The organism is Methylobacterium sp. CB376 (assembly GCF_029714205.1).
In the GTDB taxonomy this organism is placed as follows: domain Bacteria; phylum Pseudomonadota; class Alphaproteobacteria; order Rhizobiales; family Beijerinckiaceae; genus Methylobacterium.
Window position 1 is genome coordinate 907,677 of the sequence record NZ_CP121648.1, and the last position, 16,489, is coordinate 924,165.

At 67.5% G+C, this 16,489-nt stretch carries 20 protein-coding genes; 16 read left to right on the plus strand and 4 right to left on the minus strand.

Annotation, left to right across the window (positions count from 1 at the left end):
* Window positions 1-30 precede the first annotated feature (30 nt).
* Window positions 31-1,077 carry an AI-2E family transporter gene (locus QA634_RS03980; RefSeq protein WP_012330764.1) on the plus strand — a complete coding sequence of 349 codons (1,047 nt, stop codon included), beginning with the start codon at window positions 31-33 and terminating at the stop codon, window positions 1,075-1,077.
* A 118-nt stretch (window positions 1,078-1,195) separates the two neighbouring features.
* On the opposite strand, the gene QA634_RS03985 is transcribed toward QA634_RS03980, so the two are convergent.
* From QA634_RS03985 to QA634_RS04000, 4 genes are all read right to left on the minus strand, one after another.
* Window positions 1,196-2,671: a GntP family permease gene (locus QA634_RS03985; RefSeq protein WP_012330765.1), complete on the minus strand. Its 1,476-nt coding sequence runs from the start codon at window positions 2,669-2,671 to the stop codon at window positions 1,196-1,198.
* 32 nt (window positions 2,672-2,703) lie between these two features.
* Entirely contained in the window at window positions 2,704-4,818 is a 2,115-nt protein-coding gene (locus QA634_RS03990) for an alkyl/aryl-sulfatase (protein WP_012330766.1), read from the minus strand.
* A gap of 122 nt (window positions 4,819-4,940) precedes the next feature.
* The gene (locus tag QA634_RS03995) at window positions 4,941-5,180 is read right to left on the minus strand and encodes a hypothetical protein (RefSeq protein ID WP_012330767.1); all 240 of its coding nucleotides are present in this window, start codon (window positions 5,178-5,180) and stop codon (window positions 4,941-4,943) included.
* A gap of 107 nt (window positions 5,181-5,287) precedes the next feature.
* Window positions 5,288-5,896 carry an HdeD family acid-resistance protein gene (locus QA634_RS04000; protein ID WP_012330768.1) on the minus strand — a complete coding sequence of 203 codons (609 nt, stop codon included), beginning with the start codon at window positions 5,894-5,896 and terminating at the stop codon, window positions 5,288-5,290.
* Window positions 5,897-6,691: 795 nt separating this feature from the next.
* Between QA634_RS04000 and QA634_RS04005 the strand changes: the two genes are divergently transcribed.
* The 15 genes from QA634_RS04005 to QA634_RS04075 all read left to right on the plus strand — a co-directional run bounded on the left by QA634_RS04005 (window position 6,692) and on the right by QA634_RS04075 (window position 15,974).
* On the plus strand, window positions 6,692-7,243 hold the full coding sequence (locus QA634_RS04005; protein WP_012330769.1) for a hypothetical protein: 552 nt from the start codon (window positions 6,692-6,694) through the stop codon (window positions 7,241-7,243).
* Window positions 7,244-7,618: 375 nt separating this feature from the next.
* The gene (locus QA634_RS04010) at window positions 7,619-7,960 is read left to right on the plus strand and encodes a hypothetical protein (protein ID WP_210161171.1); all 342 of its coding nucleotides are present in this window, start codon (window positions 7,619-7,621) and stop codon (window positions 7,958-7,960) included.
* Entirely contained in the window at window positions 7,957-8,196 is a 240-nt protein-coding gene (locus QA634_RS04015; protein WP_012330772.1) for a hypothetical protein, read from the plus strand. The genes QA634_RS04010 and QA634_RS04015 overlap by 4 nt, the downstream gene beginning before the upstream one ends.
* A gap of 10 nt (window positions 8,197-8,206) precedes the next feature.
* Window positions 8,207-8,467 (plus strand): hypothetical protein, encoded by a 261-nt coding sequence (locus QA634_RS04020; RefSeq protein ID WP_012330773.1) that lies wholly within the window; start codon window positions 8,207-8,209, stop codon window positions 8,465-8,467.
* A gap of 70 nt (window positions 8,468-8,537) precedes the next feature.
* On the plus strand, window positions 8,538-8,972 hold the full coding sequence (locus QA634_RS04025) for a DUF5681 domain-containing protein (RefSeq protein WP_012330774.1): 435 nt from the start codon (window positions 8,538-8,540) through the stop codon (window positions 8,970-8,972).
* 77 nt (window positions 8,973-9,049) lie between these two features.
* Entirely contained in the window at window positions 9,050-9,394 is a 345-nt protein-coding gene (locus QA634_RS04030) for a hypothetical protein (RefSeq protein WP_265576521.1), read from the plus strand.
* A gap of 50 nt (window positions 9,395-9,444) precedes the next feature.
* Window positions 9,445-9,663: a hypothetical protein gene (locus tag QA634_RS04035; protein WP_012330776.1), complete on the plus strand. Its 219-nt coding sequence runs from the start codon at window positions 9,445-9,447 to the stop codon at window positions 9,661-9,663.
* Between the two features lie 389 nt (window positions 9,664-10,052).
* The gene (locus tag QA634_RS04040) at window positions 10,053-10,304 is read left to right on the plus strand and encodes a hypothetical protein (RefSeq protein WP_012330777.1); all 252 of its coding nucleotides are present in this window, start codon (window positions 10,053-10,055) and stop codon (window positions 10,302-10,304) included.
* A gap of 202 nt (window positions 10,305-10,506) precedes the next feature.
* Window positions 10,507-10,635 carry a hypothetical protein gene (locus QA634_RS04045; protein ID WP_265576522.1) on the plus strand — a complete coding sequence of 43 codons (129 nt, stop codon included), beginning with the start codon at window positions 10,507-10,509 and terminating at the stop codon, window positions 10,633-10,635.
* Window positions 10,632-11,183 carry a hypothetical protein gene (locus tag QA634_RS04050; RefSeq protein ID WP_012330779.1) on the plus strand — a complete coding sequence of 184 codons (552 nt, stop codon included), beginning with the start codon at window positions 10,632-10,634 and terminating at the stop codon, window positions 11,181-11,183. The genes QA634_RS04045 and QA634_RS04050 overlap by 4 nt, the downstream gene beginning before the upstream one ends.
* On the plus strand, window positions 11,180-11,386 hold the full coding sequence (locus QA634_RS04055; protein WP_012330780.1) for a hypothetical protein: 207 nt from the start codon (window positions 11,180-11,182) through the stop codon (window positions 11,384-11,386). Before QA634_RS04050 ends, QA634_RS04055 begins: the two co-directional genes overlap by 4 nt.
* On the plus strand, window positions 11,376-14,168 hold the full coding sequence (locus QA634_RS04060) for a DUF927 domain-containing protein (protein ID WP_012330781.1): 2,793 nt from the start codon (window positions 11,376-11,378) through the stop codon (window positions 14,166-14,168). Before QA634_RS04055 ends, QA634_RS04060 begins: the two co-directional genes overlap by 11 nt.
* Window positions 14,161-14,613 carry a hypothetical protein gene (locus QA634_RS04065; protein ID WP_150108568.1) on the plus strand — a complete coding sequence of 151 codons (453 nt, stop codon included), beginning with the start codon at window positions 14,161-14,163 and terminating at the stop codon, window positions 14,611-14,613. Before QA634_RS04060 ends, QA634_RS04065 begins: the two co-directional genes overlap by 8 nt.
* A gap of 3 nt (window positions 14,614-14,616) precedes the next feature.
* Complete coding sequence (locus QA634_RS04070) at window positions 14,617-14,820, plus strand: hypothetical protein (RefSeq protein ID WP_012330782.1); 204 nt, start codon at window positions 14,617-14,619, stop codon at window positions 14,818-14,820.
* Complete coding sequence (locus QA634_RS04075; protein ID WP_012330783.1) at window positions 14,817-15,974, plus strand: tyrosine-type recombinase/integrase; 1,158 nt, start codon at window positions 14,817-14,819, stop codon at window positions 15,972-15,974. The genes QA634_RS04070 and QA634_RS04075 overlap by 4 nt, the downstream gene beginning before the upstream one ends.
* Window positions 15,975-16,489 lie beyond the last annotated feature (515 nt).

Below are 16,489 nucleotides of genomic sequence, written 5' to 3' on the forward strand. Positions count from 1 at the left end.
GACTCGCTCTGCACGAGGAGATGCTGCACGATGTCGGAGTCCGCCAAGCCAAGCGTTGCCGTACCGGCGATCTGCGCCCTGATTCTGGCCGGTGCGGCACTCCATCTCGCCCGGACCGTGTTCGCGCCGGCGGCGTTCGCCCTCTTCGTCATCGCCGTCGTGTGGCCGCTGCAGAGCCGCCTGGAGCGCGTCGTGCCGAAGGCCCTGGCCCTCTCGGCCAGCGTGCTGGCGACCCTCATCGTCGTCACGGCTTTCGGATCCCTGACCGCGTGGGCCTTCGGCAGGACGGTTCGGTACGTGGTCAACGATGCGCCGCATCTCCAGGCCGTCTATCTGCAGCTGTCGGACTGGCTCGAAACTCACGGCGTCGTTCTGGCCGGGCTCTTCGCCGAACACTTCGATGTCCGCTGGCTGATCCGTCTTCTCCCAGAAGTCGCGAGCCGGATCAGCAACATGACGGCATTTCTGTTCGTCATCCTGATCTACGTCATCCTGGGTCTGTCCGAGGTCGACGAGGTCGCGCGAAAGCTCCACACCCTGGATGATCACGGAATCGGACGGGCGCTCCTCGCGGGCGGAGCCGAAACCGCCGCGAAGCTCCGCCGCTTCGTCGTGGTGCGCACCCTGATGAGCCTCACGACGGGCCTCCTCGTGTGTGCATTCGCGGCCGCCATGGCGCTTCCCCTCGCTCTCGAGTGGGGGGTCATCGCCTTCACGTTGAACTACATCCCGGTGATCGGATCCGCGGCCGCGACCGTGCTCCCGACCGTGTTCGCCCTGGCCCAGTTCGTGTCCTGGGAAATCGCCCTCGTCGTCCTCGTGGGTTTGAATCTGATCCAGTTCTTCATCGGGAATTTCGTTGAACCGAAGGTGGCAGGCAGCAGCCTGTCGATCTCGCCCGTCATCGTGGTTTTCGCCGTTTTTCTGTGGACATTCCTTTGGGGAATTGCCGGCGCCTTCATCGGCGTCCCGATCACGATCGCCGGCCTGACGATCTGCGAGCAGTTCCCGTCGAGCCGCTGGATCGCGGAATTGCTGGGATCTCCCAAGGGGACAGCGAGCCGCGCGTCGCCCTGATGAGCGGGGGGCGGGCGTCTCCGGCGCCGTTCGCGCCCGAGCGTCGGACCGGACTGAGGCGGGTCGCATCGGCACGATGACCTTCTGATGACGTGCGGACGGTGTGCGCGGGCGCCTCTCAGAACGACCCCAAGGTCGAGCCGAGGGTAATCAGCACGACCAAGGCGATCAGGGCCCCGACGATCCCGACCATCACGATGTCGAAATAGCCTTCCTTGTGCGTCGCGCCGCACAAGACGAGCAGCGTCACCACGGCGCCGTTGTGCGGCAGTCCGTCGAGGGTGCCCGCCCCGACCACGGCCACGCGGTGCAGGAGCGCCGGGCTAATCCCCTGCTCGTGCGCCAGCCGCAGATAGGTCTCGCCCAGGGCATCGAGGGCGATGGTCAGGCCGCCCGTGGCCGATCCCGTCAGTGCGGCGAGCACGTTCGTCGCGACGGACAGCGACACGAGAGGGCTGCCGCCGATCGAGAGCATCCACTCCCGGACCACGCCGAAGGCCGGCATCGCCGCGACCACCGCCCCGAAGCCGACGAGGCTCGCGATGGTGACGGCCGGCAGGGCGGAGGCGTTCACGCCCGCATCCATGCTGTCGCGCAGCGCCGGCAGCCTGCTGCGGTTCAGGAGCACGAGCACAACGATTCCGGCGATTAGCGCGACGGCGACGGACCACACGCCGCCGACGGCCGTAAGCGTGGTGCGCCCCCAGCGCTCCTCGGCGAGGAAGGCGGCGTCCAGCCGCGGCAGCACGGCGAGCGTCATCCCGAGATTGACGAGGGCGACCACCGCGATGGGCAGCGCCGCCACCCGGAGCGGCGGGCTCGTTTCGCTCCGGTGGCCGTGCCGCGCCTCGGCCGGATCGAACTCGCGCGCCGTGGTGGCGAGTTCGCGCAGGCGTGGGTCGCCGGCCACGTCCCGGGCGTCCGGGGCGGGGCCGTAGCCCTCGCCCGCCCGGCGTGCCGCCGCCTCGCGCCGCCCGAGCCACCACAGCCCGAACGCCAGCATGATGGCGGAGGCGATGAGCCCGAGGCCCGGCGCGGCGAAGGGCGTCGTGCCGAAGAACGGCATCGGGATCGCGTTCTGGAGCGCCGGGGTGCCGGGAAGCGCCGACATCGTGAACGTGGAGGCCCCGAGCGCGATGGCGGCGGGCATGAGCCGGCGCGGCACGTCGGCCTGCCGGAAGAGAGCGTGCGCCATCGGCGCCAGGACGAAGAACGCGACGAACAGGCTGACGCCCCCGTAGGTCACGACGGCGCCGGACAGGACGACGGCGGGCACCGCCCGGTGCCGACCCAGCCGGGCCGTGACGGCCTTGGCGATGGCGCGAACCGACCCGGAATCGTCCATCAGCTTGCCGAACAAGGCGCCGAGCAGGAAGAGCGGGAAGAACTGGGCGAAGAAGCGGGCTCCCGCCCCCATGAAGGTCTGGGTCCAGTGGGCGAGCAGCGGCTCTCCCGCGAAGAGGGCGGCGACGAGCGCTCCGGCCGGGGCCAGCAGCAGGACGCTCCAGCCCCGGTAGGCGAACCACACCAGCAGCCCGAGCCCGACCAGGATGCCGAGCAGGCCGAGGCCGGTGCTGGAAGCCAGAGCGGTCATGCGCAGCTCCGCAAGGCGGCGGTCGGCCCCGGCTACTCGGCGATCGTCCGGCTGGGCTCGGCCCGATACGCCGCGGCACGGACCTGCTCCGGGGCGGCCTTCCCTTTGGTGCCCGGCATGATCTCGAAGCGCGGATCGAAATCCACCATCGTCGCGGCCAGTTGGGCCAGAATGCCCGCGTCGCCCTGAACCGTCGCGGTCCCGTCGGCGATCTGCGCCTCCAGGGTCTTGGCCCCGATCATCGTCTGCTCGAGAGCCGAGCGGTTGAGGGTCAGGGTCAGGTCCGGCTTCTCGGCCTGGAACCCCGCGATGTTGGTCAGCGTCGCGTTCTCCAGCTCGATGACGAAGCGCTCGCCGTTGTCCGGCGTGACCAGGTTGATGGTGAAGCGCATCCCCTCCGCCTTGCGGCTGTCCATGCGGATGGCGAGGAAGTTCAGGAACAGCTCGGTCGTCATCGCCCGCACCACGTCGGGGCTGCTCGAACTCGCCGTCTCGCCCTCCGGAATGCCGGTCCGAAGCTCGTAGGCCCCGGCCAGAAAGCTGTTGCGCAGGCCGGGATTCTCCTGCTGGTAGCCGATCTGCTCGAAAATGTCGGCCAAGAGCTCCTTGGCGGCCCGGTTGCGCGGCTCCGCCTGGACGAGCTTGTTCACGATCTCCTGGGCCAGCAGGTACTTCCCCTCGTCGTGCAGGCGGCGGCCGCGGGCGAGGATCGCCTCCGCGCCGCCCATCATCTCGACGTAGAGGGGGGCGCTCTCGGAAGGGGCGAGCGGGATCAGCGTCGCCGGGTTGCAGTCCCAGAAGCCGAGGTAGCGCTGGACGACGCCCCGGCTGTTGTGCTCCGGTGAGCCGTGATAGCCGCGGCAATGCCACGTCTGCTGCAGGCTCCGCGGCACCTCGTAGACGGTGTGGATCTCGTTGATCGTCACGCCCTGGTTCGCGAGGTGAAGCACCTGGTTGTTCATGTGGGCGTAGAGGTCGCGCTGCGCCCGCAGCACCTCCTGGATCCGCGCGTTGCCCCAGCGCGGCCAATGGTGGGAGGCGAACATCACCTCGGCCTCCATGCCGAAGCGGTAGAGCGCCTCGTTGATGTATTTCGACCAGTTGAGGGGATCGCGCACCGGGGCGCCCCTCAGCGTGTAGATGTTGTGCAGCGACGCGATGACGTTCTCCGCCATCCAGAGCGCCTTCATGTCCGGGAAGTAGGTGTTCATCTCGCGGGGCGCTTCGGTGTTCGGCGTGTTCTGGAAGATCATCCGGACGCCGTCGACCTCGAACTCCTCGATGGAATCGACGACGTGCCGGGTCGGAGCGATCAGGCCGGTGGCGCCGGCCGAGACGCGCTGGCCCAGGCCCTGCCCGACATAGCCGTGCGGTCCCGCCGGCAGGAGCAGCCCGTACTGATAGAACAGCCGCCGGTTCATGGCGTTTCCGGCGTAGACGTTCTCGGCCACCGTGTGGGCCATGAAATCGGCGGGGGCGATCACGGGCACGCGGCCGGACCGGACCTCCTCCTCATCGAGGATGCCGCGCACCCCGCCCCAATGGTCGCCGTGGGTGTGGGAGTAGATCACCGCCGAGATCGGACGCCCCTCACCCACATGCGCCTGGAACAGCCTCCAGGCGGCCCGCGCGGTCTCCTGGCTGATGAGCGGATCGAACACGATCCACCCCGTCCTCCCCCGCACCATGGTGAGATCGGAGAGATCGAAGCCGCGCACCTGGTAGATGCCGGGGACGACCTCGTAGAGCCCGTAATTGTTGTTGAGCCGCGAGATCCGGACCAGCGACGGGTGGATGCTGTCGAACTCGTCCTGCGCGTCGAGGAAGCGGAATTGCTGCATGTCCCAGGCGAGGTGGCCGGCCTCGGCCGGGATGGTCATGGCGGTCATGGGGGCGATCAGCCCCTTGCGCTGCTCCGCGAAATCCCTGTCGTCCGCGAAAGGGAGGGTTGCTCGTGCCCGGCGCAGCACGTCGCGCGTGAAGGTGGAGGGCGGCTTGCCCTGCGGGTGAAAATGCCCCTCGGGGGGAGGGACGCTCGCGGCTCCCTCGGCCCGGGCGACGCCTTCCCCCCACGCGAAGCTGCCAGCGACCGAGAAGGCCGCTCCTGCGCTCGGAAGCGCCTTGATGAACTCGCGTCTCGTCGACATGGGGCAGCTCCGTCCCGGGCCAAGCGAATTCGGTTCATCGCCTCGCGGCTCGCCAGAGTGCCGGAAGGCCGGGGCTGACCGGCCGCGGCTGCCGCCGCCGACAGCGCTCGCGGGACAGGCGATCAGCGCCACGCACAGACGCGGCGTCCCCGCCGCCACCAGCAGACCCTGCGACGGCGGCGGCGCGGGACGACGACGACGGCCTGGGCCTTCTCGACGAGGGCGTCGTCGTTCGCGTCGCCGACGGGCCCTGCCCTGAGAAGCACGGCCTCCGCGGCGCTCGGCACCAGAGCCAAGCCGGCGGCCGTGATGACGGCGCACGAAACGTCCCTGAGCACGGCGCGACGATGCAGCGATGCCATGGCCGATCTCCTTGTGCTGGTTGTGCTGGAACTCGGATGTCCGTCGCCGAGCGGGCGCGGAAGGCGGGCCGGCCGCCTGCGCCTCGGAGGTCCGCAGCGGATCCTCATCACGCCGTCGCGCCCAGATGGGGCGGCGGAACGGCCGGGGTCGCCTGCGCCCTCCCCGACAGGCCGACCCAGCACCACGTCGCCCCGGCGGCGATGAGGTCGCAGGACACGAACAATCCGATCGCCCACAGGCCCGAATACGGCCATTGCGCGATGAGGGCGGCGCCCAGCAGGACCGAGAGCACGGCGAACAGGATCACCGCGGCTCGGGACGTCTGCACCTCGTGCGCGACGGCCCAGATCGACCGGGCGATTCCCGAAGCGATCAGGGTCGCCCCAAGAACCAGCGTGAGGGCGAGCGACGCCTCGAGCGGTCGGACGATCGCGTAGAGCCCGCCGAGGAGGTACAGCAGGCCGGCGAGGACCCGAACGGCGCGGGACCGCCAGATCTCGGCCTCCTTCGGTCTGGCGAGAGCCTCGGCGATCTCGCCGAGGCCGGCCACCAGCAGGAGAACGCCGAACCAGAGCGTGCTGGCGATCGTGAACGCCACCGTCATGGAGAGGCCGACGAGGCCGAGGACCAGCAGTAGGACCCCGACCGCGACGAACCACCAACGGTTCCGCCCTGCATCGGCGGACGCATTTCCAAAGGCTGCCGTGCCGCTCATACGGCACCTCCATCATGTCGTGTGACGCCAAATCGGGGGGTGCAGACGTCTGACATGAGCTGCAGTCCCGCGCTTGATCGGCTGGGACAACGTCAGCTTACGGAGGAGCGGGCCGCACGGGGCCGCAGACGGGTGCCCTTTCGGCACGGCCGCAACAGAAAAGCGGTGATGCGAGCGGTCCGATGCTGTTCGAGACGTCTGCTACTGGATGGCGAGCTGCCCCTCCGACCGAGCCGCTCGAAGGTCTGGAAGTGGCGCATAGCCGAACAGGTCGGACGCGAACTCCTGACCCGAAGCTGTCCCTCGCTACGTATGCCGGAACGTTCAGTCGCGATAGGTTTTCAGACGGCTCGTCACCCGAGATCACGAAAGCCATTCCGGCCACGTCATAGCGTCAGTGATACCCTGGTCCTGTGAGGCCAGCCAGGCCAGCACGTTCGCCTATGGCAGTTCGGTAGTGAACTCCTCAACCGCTTACCCCTGCGTTCTGATTCAGGTTGTGGGGCGATCGGGCTATGATGGAGCGCATTGACCACACAATCGCCCATCGCACCGCCGCCTTAGAGATCCTGAGAATCGGTGCGACGCTTGATCGATGACCATTTGCTGTCATGTGACAGATTATTTATTACTTCGATTCGCTTTTTGCACATTCTTGATTGGACATCGAGGACTGTATGTCGATGTTGTATTTACTGATTATCTGATATAACATGCAATCACGCTGCGACCTCTCGCGCGACGCGTCGCTAGTTCGGCCGCTGATCCGATCGTCACTCTCCGCAGGAGTCCTCCTTGCCCTTCTCTGCTGACCACGGCCACCAGCCGACGCCCAAGCGCCTCGCCCAATCCGGCCTGATTGCCGCTCGCGGCTATGGCCGCACCACGCGTATCAGCACCCCGCCGCTCGATAACCTGCTCGCCCGCGGCGGTCTCGACCCGGACGGGATCCGCGCCCGAGCGCTGTGGACGGCCGGCGATCGTCTTCGCAACATGGCCCGCGTCGCGGCAGCCTCCGGCTACGGGACTGCCCGCCTCGACGGCATGCCGGGTGCTGCTCCCGGTCCCCGCGCCCCGATCACCGAAGCTGTCGAGCGCAGCAGCCGCGCCCTGCTCGATGCTGCGGCGCGGATAGATCCCGCCGACTGGCAGGTCGTGCATCTCGTGGTGGTCGAAGAGGCTCGCCTTGAGGAGGTTGGCAGAAACATGGGCTTCGGCCGCAAGAGTGCGGCACTCTCGGCTGCTAAGGCTTCACTCCGCCGCGGCCTCGCGAGCCTCGTCATTGCATGGAAACTGCTTCCGCCCACCGAGGCACCGTTATCCACGACACCATTCACACCGCGGTGATTGGTTTGTGTTGCACATAGATTGACATTAGGAACCCTGATCAGGTACGAATACGTATCTTCCCGTGTTGCGCCTGATTGCGGGCTCGTCCTGATGATGAGCCGCCGCGCAACTCGCTCCGTTTCAGATCGAAGATGGGCCGCCTTACCGAGGCGGTTTTTAGCCGTCCCTGTGGGAGTGCCCGTTGTCCGCGAATGATCACCGATTGGACCTTCTGACCGACCTCGCCGAGATCGGCTGCTTCGTGAGCTGGCCACCCCGCCGAGTGCAACACCGCGCCCTGTCCGGCGACCTGCTCACCTTCAAGGTTGGTCACCACACCTGCGCCCACCGCAGCACCCCGCGGGAGTGGGCGGCCTGCACCGAGCGCGGCCCTTGCCGACCATCACCGGATCCGCAGTGTCGCCTGATGCCCGTGATTTGAGCCCCGCGGATCGCTTCGGCCCGTGGGACCTCGCCATCTCCTCCGTCGAGCGCATCGCCCGGCTCCGCGCCCTCCGAGCCATCGCCCACCTGCACGCCGGTCCTCGCGCCGAGGCGCTGTGCAGCCGTCTGCGGGACGCCGAGCACGATCCCGCAGCCCTTCCCGGGGCAATGGCCGCCCTGGACCACCTCACCGCTGTCGGTCGGCGCCGCATCTTGGCGAGCTTCGCCGCCATCCACCGCCGGAGCCCGGCAGCCCACTCTTCCAACAGCCTGTCCCCGAACAGCCCATGAGCCAGCTTAAAACCCGCCTCTCGCGCCTTGAGGCGCAGCGTGCCGCTCGGCCCGTTCCCTTCGGGGTCTACGCCTTCGAGGGCCCCCTCAACATCGCCGAGGATGAGGCGGCGGCGTTCCTCCGTTCGTGCGGCCACAACCTCGGCCAGCATGTCATCCTGCGGCAAGTCGTGGCGGCCGAGAGTGGGGAGCCCGTCGACCTACCTTGGCGGGATCTCACGCCCTTGGTGCGCTGAGGGCTGGCCAATGCCACCGCTGCGCGTCCGTCTCGCCAAGCTGGAGGCTCTCATCTGCAGCCTCCAGCCGACGATCCGGCTCTTCTTCTGCGATGGTCCGGCCGGAGAAGCGGGCGACGAGAGCAGGGCCTTCCTGCGCTCCCGCGGCCACGATCCGCAGCCGCACGACATCGTCGTCAGGTTCATCGGCGCGGAGAACGGCAAGCCGAAGGATCTGCCCTGGCGGGATCGCACTGCAACCCTGCGCGGGCGGAGCCCAGACGCCGGATAAGCCGGTCAACATCATGTGCTGTGGCTGTACCCAACCTGATTTTACAGCCACCTCATCAAGGATCAACCGAATGCCAGGCAAAGGACGCCGCTTCGAACGCGGCCAGAGCGGCAACCCCGCGGGAAAGCCGAAAGGCGCCCGAAGCAGGACGACACTCGCTCTTGAGGCCCTGCTGCAGGGTGAGGCGGAGTGCATCACCCGCAAAGCCATCGAGTTGGCCATGCAGGGCGACACGGTGGCGCTGAGGCTGTGCCTCGAACGCCTGATCCCGGTCAGGAAGGACCGGCCGGTGCCGTTCGGGCTGCCGGCAATCGAGAGCCCCGCCGACCTCACCAAGGCGACGGCCGCGCTCCTCGACGCGGTGGCGCGTGGCGACCTCACGCCCTCCGAGGCTGCCGAACTCGGCAAGCTGGTGGACGCCCACCTGAAAGCGATCGAAGCGACCGAGTTCGCGGCCCGCCTTGCCGCCCTCGAACAGTCACAGTCGAAGCACGGAAGGTGCTAGTGCCCAGGTTATTCGACCGCTTGGCTCGCCTTGAGGCCGTTCACGCCGATCAGACCAGGGACGCCGCCCCGCCCGGGATGCTGGGCACCCTGATCAGCGCCTGCGCCATCGCCCTCGGCGGCTATCCGCTGCCGTCCCATCCGTGGCCGTCGCGTTTCATGGACTCGCCGAGTGACGGCTTCGCCCGCGCTCTCGGCTTCGCGGACGATGAGGATCTCCGCGAGCAGATCGAGGCTCATCCGAACCTCTGGGGGAAGCGCTTCGACCTCGCGATCACCGCGATGTTCCGCACTCAGGGCGTCGGCCGGGAGGCGGCGGGCGAGGCAGAGCAGTTCCGGGCGCTGGTGCGCATCCTCGGCTCGGTGAGCAAGGACCGAGGCTGGATTGGCGCGAGGAACGCACAGGCCACCGTCGACGATTAGATGAGGTCTGCCGGTTTCGATCCTGCGGCGATCCGGGCGGAGGCGCGGTCGTGAGTACCATCGGCCGGTTCCCGGGTGCGCAGGTACCGACGTCGCAGTACCGCTTCATCCGCAGCATCGGCTTCGTCGGCGACCTGGAGGTGATGCTCGCCCTTGTCGGCACCGATGACACGGCGCCGATCGCCGTGCTCCTGCGCCACGGCACCTTCCTGCACGAAGCCGCCGCGCGTCCGCTCCAAGTTCCAGCCGCGTCGCGGTGGGCACGCTAGGCGGCCAAGTTCTGCAACTACGCCCCGCCCCCGTCCACGCGCGCCGCGATGATCCTCGACGCCGTCGGGATCGGCTGGCTGCGGATCAGCCGCTAACCCAGCACCCAGGTGGGGAAAAGATTTCCCCACCCGCCACACGCCACCTGTACAAAGAGTTTGTACAAAGCTGCAGCAACAGTGCAGCACGGGCAGGGGAAAAATTCCCCCTCGACGGGGAAAAATTCCCCCTCGACGGTGTAAGAGTTTCCCCTTCACAAATTGAAGCGGATTAGCACTTGCGTAGCGTTGGGCACGTGTATTAGATTGGTCGCGTTGTGGGGGCCGGCACACCAATGCCGGTCCTTCTGGGTCCCGCCGCAGGTCGGCCCCGCGCGTTGCACCTTGAGGCAATGGCGCTGCACGACAAACTCATCAATGAAAACTTGGAGGCAAGCGTGCCTGAGCCCCGCCGGAGGCTGAATCCGCTCCACCCTCGCATCGACGAAGGCGTACGACTGTACACGGTCCTCTCGGACCGCGATGCCCGCCGCTTCGACGACTACGCATTCTCTGTCCGCGAGCGCAGTCGCGCCAAGGTCTTGCGCGAGTTGGCGTTGATCGGCCTCGCCGTGAAGCTGAAAGAGCTGAAGATCTCAAGCTGACAAGCCGCGCTTCCGCGCATCCTATCAACACTCAATCGAGAACGAAGGCCCGGCGCGCCGGCTCCGTCAAACGACGGCAGGATTATCGCGTCGGCACGGAATCACTATGTCTTTTGAAAAGAGCAAATAAGCCCAGCAGCCATCCCCATCTCCCCAGATGATGGGCTGCCGGGGCTTCGATGATCTAGGAGTGTCTACCGCAATGTCGGAAGATTTCTACACCGCCGACGTGGCAGCGGCAACCCTTGCCGCCAAGTTCGGCGTTAGCCCCGAACTGGCGCTTGTCATTGCCGACCTCGCTTGCCTCGGACCGAGGGAGGCGCGGCGATGAGCGTCGTCTACCACTACACCGACACGGCACGGCTGCCGTGGATCCTGAGGTCGGGCGAACTCCGTCCCGGCAACAATCGAATTGGGGGATTCCCCGATCCGGATTTCCTCTGGGCAACGACCTCTCCCGTTGGTGAACGCACCGCCGCTGCCTCAATGCAAGCGCTGCGCGCCGGGTTGACCCGCCTCGTGCGCTTCGTCCTGCCGGCCGAGGGGTTCGACACGTGGCCCGAAATCGTCCGCGCCTACCCCGCCTGGACCCGCGAGCACGTCGCGCGCCTGGAGCACGCCGCGAAAGGAAAGAGCCGCCCGCAGGACTGGCGGTGCCGGGTTCAGCCGCTGCCGGCCGAGGTATGGCTCGGGATCGGGACCCGCAGCTTCACGGACACCCGATGGCTGCCGTTCGACTCGAAATGTGTCGCGGAGCAGTTCGGCGAGCGAGCGCTCGGGCTCTGGTTTGGAAGCAAGATCTACATCTCTGAGGAGGTGGAGCACCCTTCCGGTGCCACTGGCTACAGCGTCACGGTTGGCACCCGGAGGGCAGCATGAACTCGCCCTCGCTCCTCGTCGAGACGATCACCACCCGCGACTCCGTGCTGGAGCATTCGGATGGGTCGTGGGTGACGCTGCCGCGCCCGCCGCTCGGCCTCGGCTGGGTGATCGCCGACAGCAGCCGTGAGCGCCACACCGTCTGGCGCCGCATTCGCCTCGCCCGGGTTGGTCACCGGCAGGAGGCGCCCCGTGCGCGCTGAGGCAATCGACCTCCGCGCCGTCGCGCGCGCGCTCGGCGGCGACCTCCGCAACGGGCAGGTGCTTGCCCCGGGACCCGGCCACTCGGCCGAGGACCGCTCCCTCTCCATTCGGCTGAACAAGGACGGCACCGACATCTCGGTCCATTCCTTCGCGGGCGACGATCCGATCACCTGCAAGGATTGGGTCCGGTCGCGCGCAGGGCTGCCCGCCTGGTCTCCCCACTCCAGCATCCAGCCCGCGATGCGCCTCTCGGAACGCACCCGGCAGCACCTCAACCTCAAACCCACCCACAACAGTGTGGAGGCGCCCGCCATGGAGCGCGCCATCAGCACCGCGCCCACGGCCGACGCCCACGTCCTAAGCCTCGACGATCACAGAGCCTCCCGCGAGACCATCGACGAGATCGTCGTGCCGATCCCGGCCGAGCTCCCGGCGGTCAGCTTCCGCGACAACGTCTTCGGCGACCCGACAGCCTCGTGGTCGTACCGCGACGCGCAAGGTCACCTGCTCGGCTACGTCCTGCGGTTCGACCCGCCGGGCCGGCGCAAGGTCTTCGTGCCGGTGACCGTCTGGCGGCGCGGCGGCGAGCCGCGCTGGACCCGAAAGAGTTGGCCGAAGCCGCGCCCGCTCTACGGACTCGACAGGCTTGCAGCGAGCCCGAACGCCTCGGTCATCGTCACCGAAGGCGAGAAGGCGGCGGACGCCGCGCAGATTGTCTTCCCCAACTCGGTCGTGGTGACGAGCCCCGGCGGAGCCGAGGCGGCGGGCTCGGCGGACTGGCGCCCACTGGCCGGCCGACAGGTGATGATCTGGCCCGACGCGGATGCGCCCGGCCGCAAGTACGCGCGGACAGTCGAGGCGGAACTGACCGCCATCGGCGCGGGCACCGTCATGATGATCGACCCCGACGCGGTAACTGCGACGGCACCGTCGGGACAGCCGCGCGACCCGGTTGAAGGCTGGGATGCGGCCGACGCCCTCGCCGAGGGGTGGGACCCGCAGCGTCTGCGCGAGGTCGCGCTATCTCACGCCGGCCGCGTCGAGCCGGCTCCGGCCTACGTCTCGTTCCACCCCTACGCGATGAACAGCGGCGGCCTCACTGTCGAGGTGATCAAGGGCCGGGGCGAGGCGCGGACCGAGGAGACGATCTGGTGCGCGGCGCCGTTCGAGGTGATCGGCCGGGCGCGCGACCCGCAGGGCCAGGGCTGGGCGCGGTGGCTGCGCTGGCGCGATCCGGACGGACGGCGCCACGAGTACGCGGTGCCCGACGCTGCGCTTCACGGCGACGCCGGTGCGCTGGCCGCCGAACTGGCGAGCCGCGGTCTGACCGTTTCCCGCAACGGGCGCGGTCATCTCTGCGACTACCTCAACCAAGTGCGGGTGAGCGCCAGGGTCACGGTTGTGCCCCGCACCGGCTGGCACGTTGTCGGCGATCAGCAGGTGTTCGTGCTGCCGGATCAGGTTCTCGGCCAGCCTACGAACGAGACGGTAGTACTGGTCGGTGCGGCTGCGGCACCCTACTCGGCGCGAGGCACCCTCGACGGTTGGCGCCGCGGCGTCGGCCAACTCTCGGCCGGGCACGGCCGCCTCGTCCTCGCCATCGCGACTGCGCTCGCCGGCTCGCTCGTTCACCTGGTCGGCGGTGAAGGGGGTGGGCTCAACCTCTACGGCCAGTCAAGCAAAGGTAAGACCACTACGCTAAGGGCAGCGGCGAGCGTGTGGGGACGCGGCTCGGCCGATCCCGGCTTCATTCGCTCCTGGCGCGCCACCGCCAATGCCCAGGAGGCCACGGCGGCGATCGTCACCGACACGCTGCTATGCCTCGACGAGATCGGCGTGGCAGAGGGCCGGGATGCCGCGGCGGCGGTCTACCAACTCGCTTCCGGTGTCGGGAAAGGCCGAGCCGCGCGGGACGGGCACATCCGCAGCCCGATGACGTGGCGGGTGCTGACGCTGTCCACGGGCGAGATCCCGATGGCCGCCAAGATCGCCGAGGATCGGCAGCGCCGCGCATATGCGGGACAGGCGGTGCGCCTCCTCGACATCCCGGCCGATGCGGGCCGCGGCTTCGGGGTCTTCGATCATCCGGGCGAGGAGGGTGACCCGGCCCGCCTCGCCGATGCGATCAAGAATTCGGCGCTCGGGGCATTCGGCACCGCGGGCCCCGCCTTCGTCCGTGCTCTCGTGGAGCGCGGGCTGGAAGAGACCACGAAGCTCGCGATCAGCGTCATGAACGACTTCGTGGAGGAGCACGTCTCGGCCGAAGCGGATGGGCAGGTGCGCCGCGCCGCCTCGCGGCTCGGCCTGATAGCAGCCGCAGGCGAACTGGCGCGCGCCTTCAACATCGTCCCGTGGTCCGAGGGCGAGGCTGAGGCCGCTGCCGCGAAGGCGCTGGCGGACTGGATCGGAACCCGAGGCGGCTCTGAACCAGCCGAGGTGCGCGAGAGCATCGCCAAGGTGCGCCAGTTCTTCGAGGCGCACGGTGATACGCGCTTCGAGCAAATCGGAGACGTGGAGGCCCGGCCGGTCACCAATCGGGTCGGCTGGCGCAAGGGCCACGGCGAGGAGCGGGTCTGGCTGGTGTTGCCGGAGTCGTGGAAGAATGAGGTGTGCGCCGGGCTCGACCCGGTGGCGACCGCCCGGGTGCTGGCCGAGCGTGGCATGCTGCGGCCCGACCGCCAGGGCAAGTTCCAGCGCATGGAGCGCACGCCTGTCAGCCCGCAGCCGATCCGGGTCTACGTCGTGCTGCCGACCATCTTCGACGGGGGCTCCGATGCGTGAGGAAACCCTCCGTCGACTGCGCGAGATCAGCCCTTCCCTTTCTGCCACGAAAACCGGTGCTACAGGTGCTACAGGCCGTGTTTCACTGGGTCGCAGCACCTTGTTGCACCGGCCGTGTCGCGTGAGTGCGCCAAAAATCACCGAGCGGATTCAGGCGTGTAGCACCGTTGCACCTGTATCACCGCAAAAACAGGAAGGTGGTGGGATCCGTAGCACCGGAGCACGTGCAACGGGCGGTGCAACGGCGCATTCGGAGTCGGTGCAACAGGTGCGAAGAGCCGATCCGGTCGCCCTGGAGGACTGGCTCGCAGCTTTTGATGAGCGCGCTGCCACCCTGGAGTTCGACGGCGGCCACGGTCGTGTTGCAGCCGAGCGCTTTGCTCTCACCGAAACCGAAGCAGCGTTGGGCAAGCGCCCTGTTCAAGCGAGCAAAGGGGAGGAGTAGCGCATGCCGCGACGGCGCGCCGCTGTGACTCAAGCCGATGTCGCCCGCGCGATCCGGGCAATGCAGGACGCCGGACTGCCAGTGGTTCGCGTGGTGGTGCACGCCGACGGCGTAGCGATCGAGACGGCCCAGGAAGGCGACCCGATGAAACCGGTTGCCCTGCTGGACGACGGCCCCGATGCTGAGAGGGAAGAGATCATCCTGTGATCGCCACCATGCCGCGTCCGCGCCCGCCGCACCTCGTCCGCGAGACCACCCGCCATGGAGGTGTCGTCTGGTACGTGCGGGTCGGGCAGGGCAAGCGGACCCGCATGCGCGAGGCTTATGGCACCGAGGCGTTCTGGCGCGACTACCGCCTCGCCGTTGAGGGCAAGCCCACCGAGGCGCCGAAGGCCGCCGCGACAGGTACGCTGTCCTGGCTCATCGGAAAGTACGTCGAGAGCGCGGAATGGTCGGACCTGAGCGCCGCGACTCGCAAGCAGCGGCACGCTGTTTACCGCGCCATCGAGGAGACTGCCGGCACAAAGCCCGCGAAGCTCGTCGACAAGGCCTCGATCCTCGCCGGGCGAGACCGGCGCCGCGACCGGCCGCATGCGGCCAATAACTTCCTGAAGGCGATGCGCGGCCTGTTCGGCTGGGCCGTCGACCGAGACTACCTGACGATCAATCCGACGCTCGGGGTCAAGTTGCTCACGGGCGACAACGATGATGCGGGCTTCCACGCTTGGACGGAGGAGGAGTTGGCGCGCTTCGAATCACGCTGGCCTATCGGCACCCGCCAACGTCTCGCCTTCGACCTCCTGCTCTACACCGGGCTCCGGCGCGGCGACGCGGTGCGGCTCGGCCGCCAGCACGTGCGCGGGCAGGAGTTCTCGATCCGCACGGAGAAAACCGGCGCGGTGGTGACGCGCCCGGTCCTGCTGCCGCTCGCCCAGTCGATCACCGCGACAAAGACCGGCGGCCTCGCCTTCATCTGCACCGAGCGTGGCACGCCTTTCACGAAGGAGAGCTTCGGGACGTGGTTCAAGAAGGTCTGTCGGGAAGCTGGGGTGCCCGGCTCCTCGCACGGCTTGCGCAAGGCCGGAGCGCGGCGCGCGGCCGAAGCCGGCGCAACCGAGGCACAGCTCAACGCGCTGTTTGGGTGGGCGCCGGGCAGCCGGGAGAGCGCGACCTACACGCGGACGGCGGACAACGCGCGGCTCGCGAGAGAGGCGCCGATCTATGTTCCGGCCGAACGTTCGGACAACAAAAAATCCCGCACCGGTGTCCAAGGTGCGGGATCAATCCCGGAAAAACGAGGAGCATCAACAGCTTGGAAAACTGTTGGTGCCCAGGAGAGGACTATACGCTTAAGCCTCTGAAGCATTGATATGTAAGGGTTTTTCGGCCGCTGCTGGCGAGAACGTTGAACACCTAGGTTGAGCACGGGAAGTGGCGCCAGGCAAGTGGCATAGCGTGAGGGATTGCCTCAGCTTATCGAGCAATCCGCCGATGGATGGCCATCCAGCATCTCGGACCGGGCCGCGACGCCGCGGCAAACCTCAATGACAGCTTGCTTGTCAGCATGCTTCATCAAACTGTTTAGCAGTTGACAAACAAGTTGGATGTTGCCCACCTGGTAAGTCCCTCCCTTGGCAATCGGAATTATGCAATCGATGCTCGCGTTGAATGGGAAGTATGCCCCCTTCTCAGCTCTGCATGTAAGAGGCACACCACTCATAGCGCAACGCCCACCCTGTTCTCTCCATAGTTCTTTCAAATATTCCCTGCTTAACGCCGACCTTGATTTACCCTCAATATTATTGTTCTTATAAAGCAAACGATTGAGATAGAGATCCAGATTACCATCTATCCGTGCATATTGATTGGAGGTACT

Coding starts and splice junctions, on each gene's coding strand:
- QA634_RS03980 (WP_012330764.1), top strand. CDS start 31: ATGTCGGAGTCCGCCAAGCCAAGCGTTGCCGTACCGGCGATCTGCGCC.
- QA634_RS04025 (WP_012330774.1), top strand. CDS start 8,538: ATGCCAGGCAAAGGACGCCGCTTCGAACGCGGCCAGAGCGGCAACCCC.
- QA634_RS04015 (WP_012330772.1), top strand. CDS start 7,957: ATGAGCCAGCTTAAAACCCGCCTCTCGCGCCTTGAGGCGCAGCGTGCC.
- QA634_RS04055 (WP_012330780.1), top strand. CDS start 11,180: ATGAACTCGCCCTCGCTCCTCGTCGAGACGATCACCACCCGCGACTCC.
- QA634_RS03995 (WP_012330767.1), bottom strand. CDS start 5,180: ATGGCATCGCTGCATCGTCGCGCCGTGCTCAGGGACGTTTCGTGCGCC.
- QA634_RS03985 (WP_012330765.1), bottom strand. CDS start 2,671: ATGACCGCTCTGGCTTCCAGCACCGGCCTCGGCCTGCTCGGCATCCTG.
- QA634_RS04065 (WP_150108568.1), top strand. CDS start 14,161: ATGCGTGAGGAAACCCTCCGTCGACTGCGCGAGATCAGCCCTTCCCTT.
- QA634_RS04030 (WP_265576521.1), top strand. CDS start 9,050: ATGCTGGGCACCCTGATCAGCGCCTGCGCCATCGCCCTCGGCGGCTAT.
- QA634_RS03990 (WP_012330766.1), bottom strand. CDS start 4,818: ATGTCGACGAGACGCGAGTTCATCAAGGCGCTTCCGAGCGCAGGAGCG.
- QA634_RS04050 (WP_012330779.1), top strand. CDS start 10,632: ATGAGCGTCGTCTACCACTACACCGACACGGCACGGCTGCCGTGGATC.
- QA634_RS04045 (WP_265576522.1), top strand. CDS start 10,507: ATGTCGGAAGATTTCTACACCGCCGACGTGGCAGCGGCAACCCTTGCC.
- QA634_RS04020 (WP_012330773.1), top strand. CDS start 8,207: ATGCCACCGCTGCGCGTCCGTCTCGCCAAGCTGGAGGCTCTCATCTGC.
- QA634_RS04000 (WP_012330768.1), bottom strand. CDS start 5,896: ATGAGCGGCACGGCAGCCTTTGGAAATGCGTCCGCCGATGCAGGGCGG.
- QA634_RS04070 (WP_012330782.1), top strand. CDS start 14,617: ATGCCGCGACGGCGCGCCGCTGTGACTCAAGCCGATGTCGCCCGCGCG.
- QA634_RS04040 (WP_012330777.1), top strand. CDS start 10,053: ATGGCGCTGCACGACAAACTCATCAATGAAAACTTGGAGGCAAGCGTG.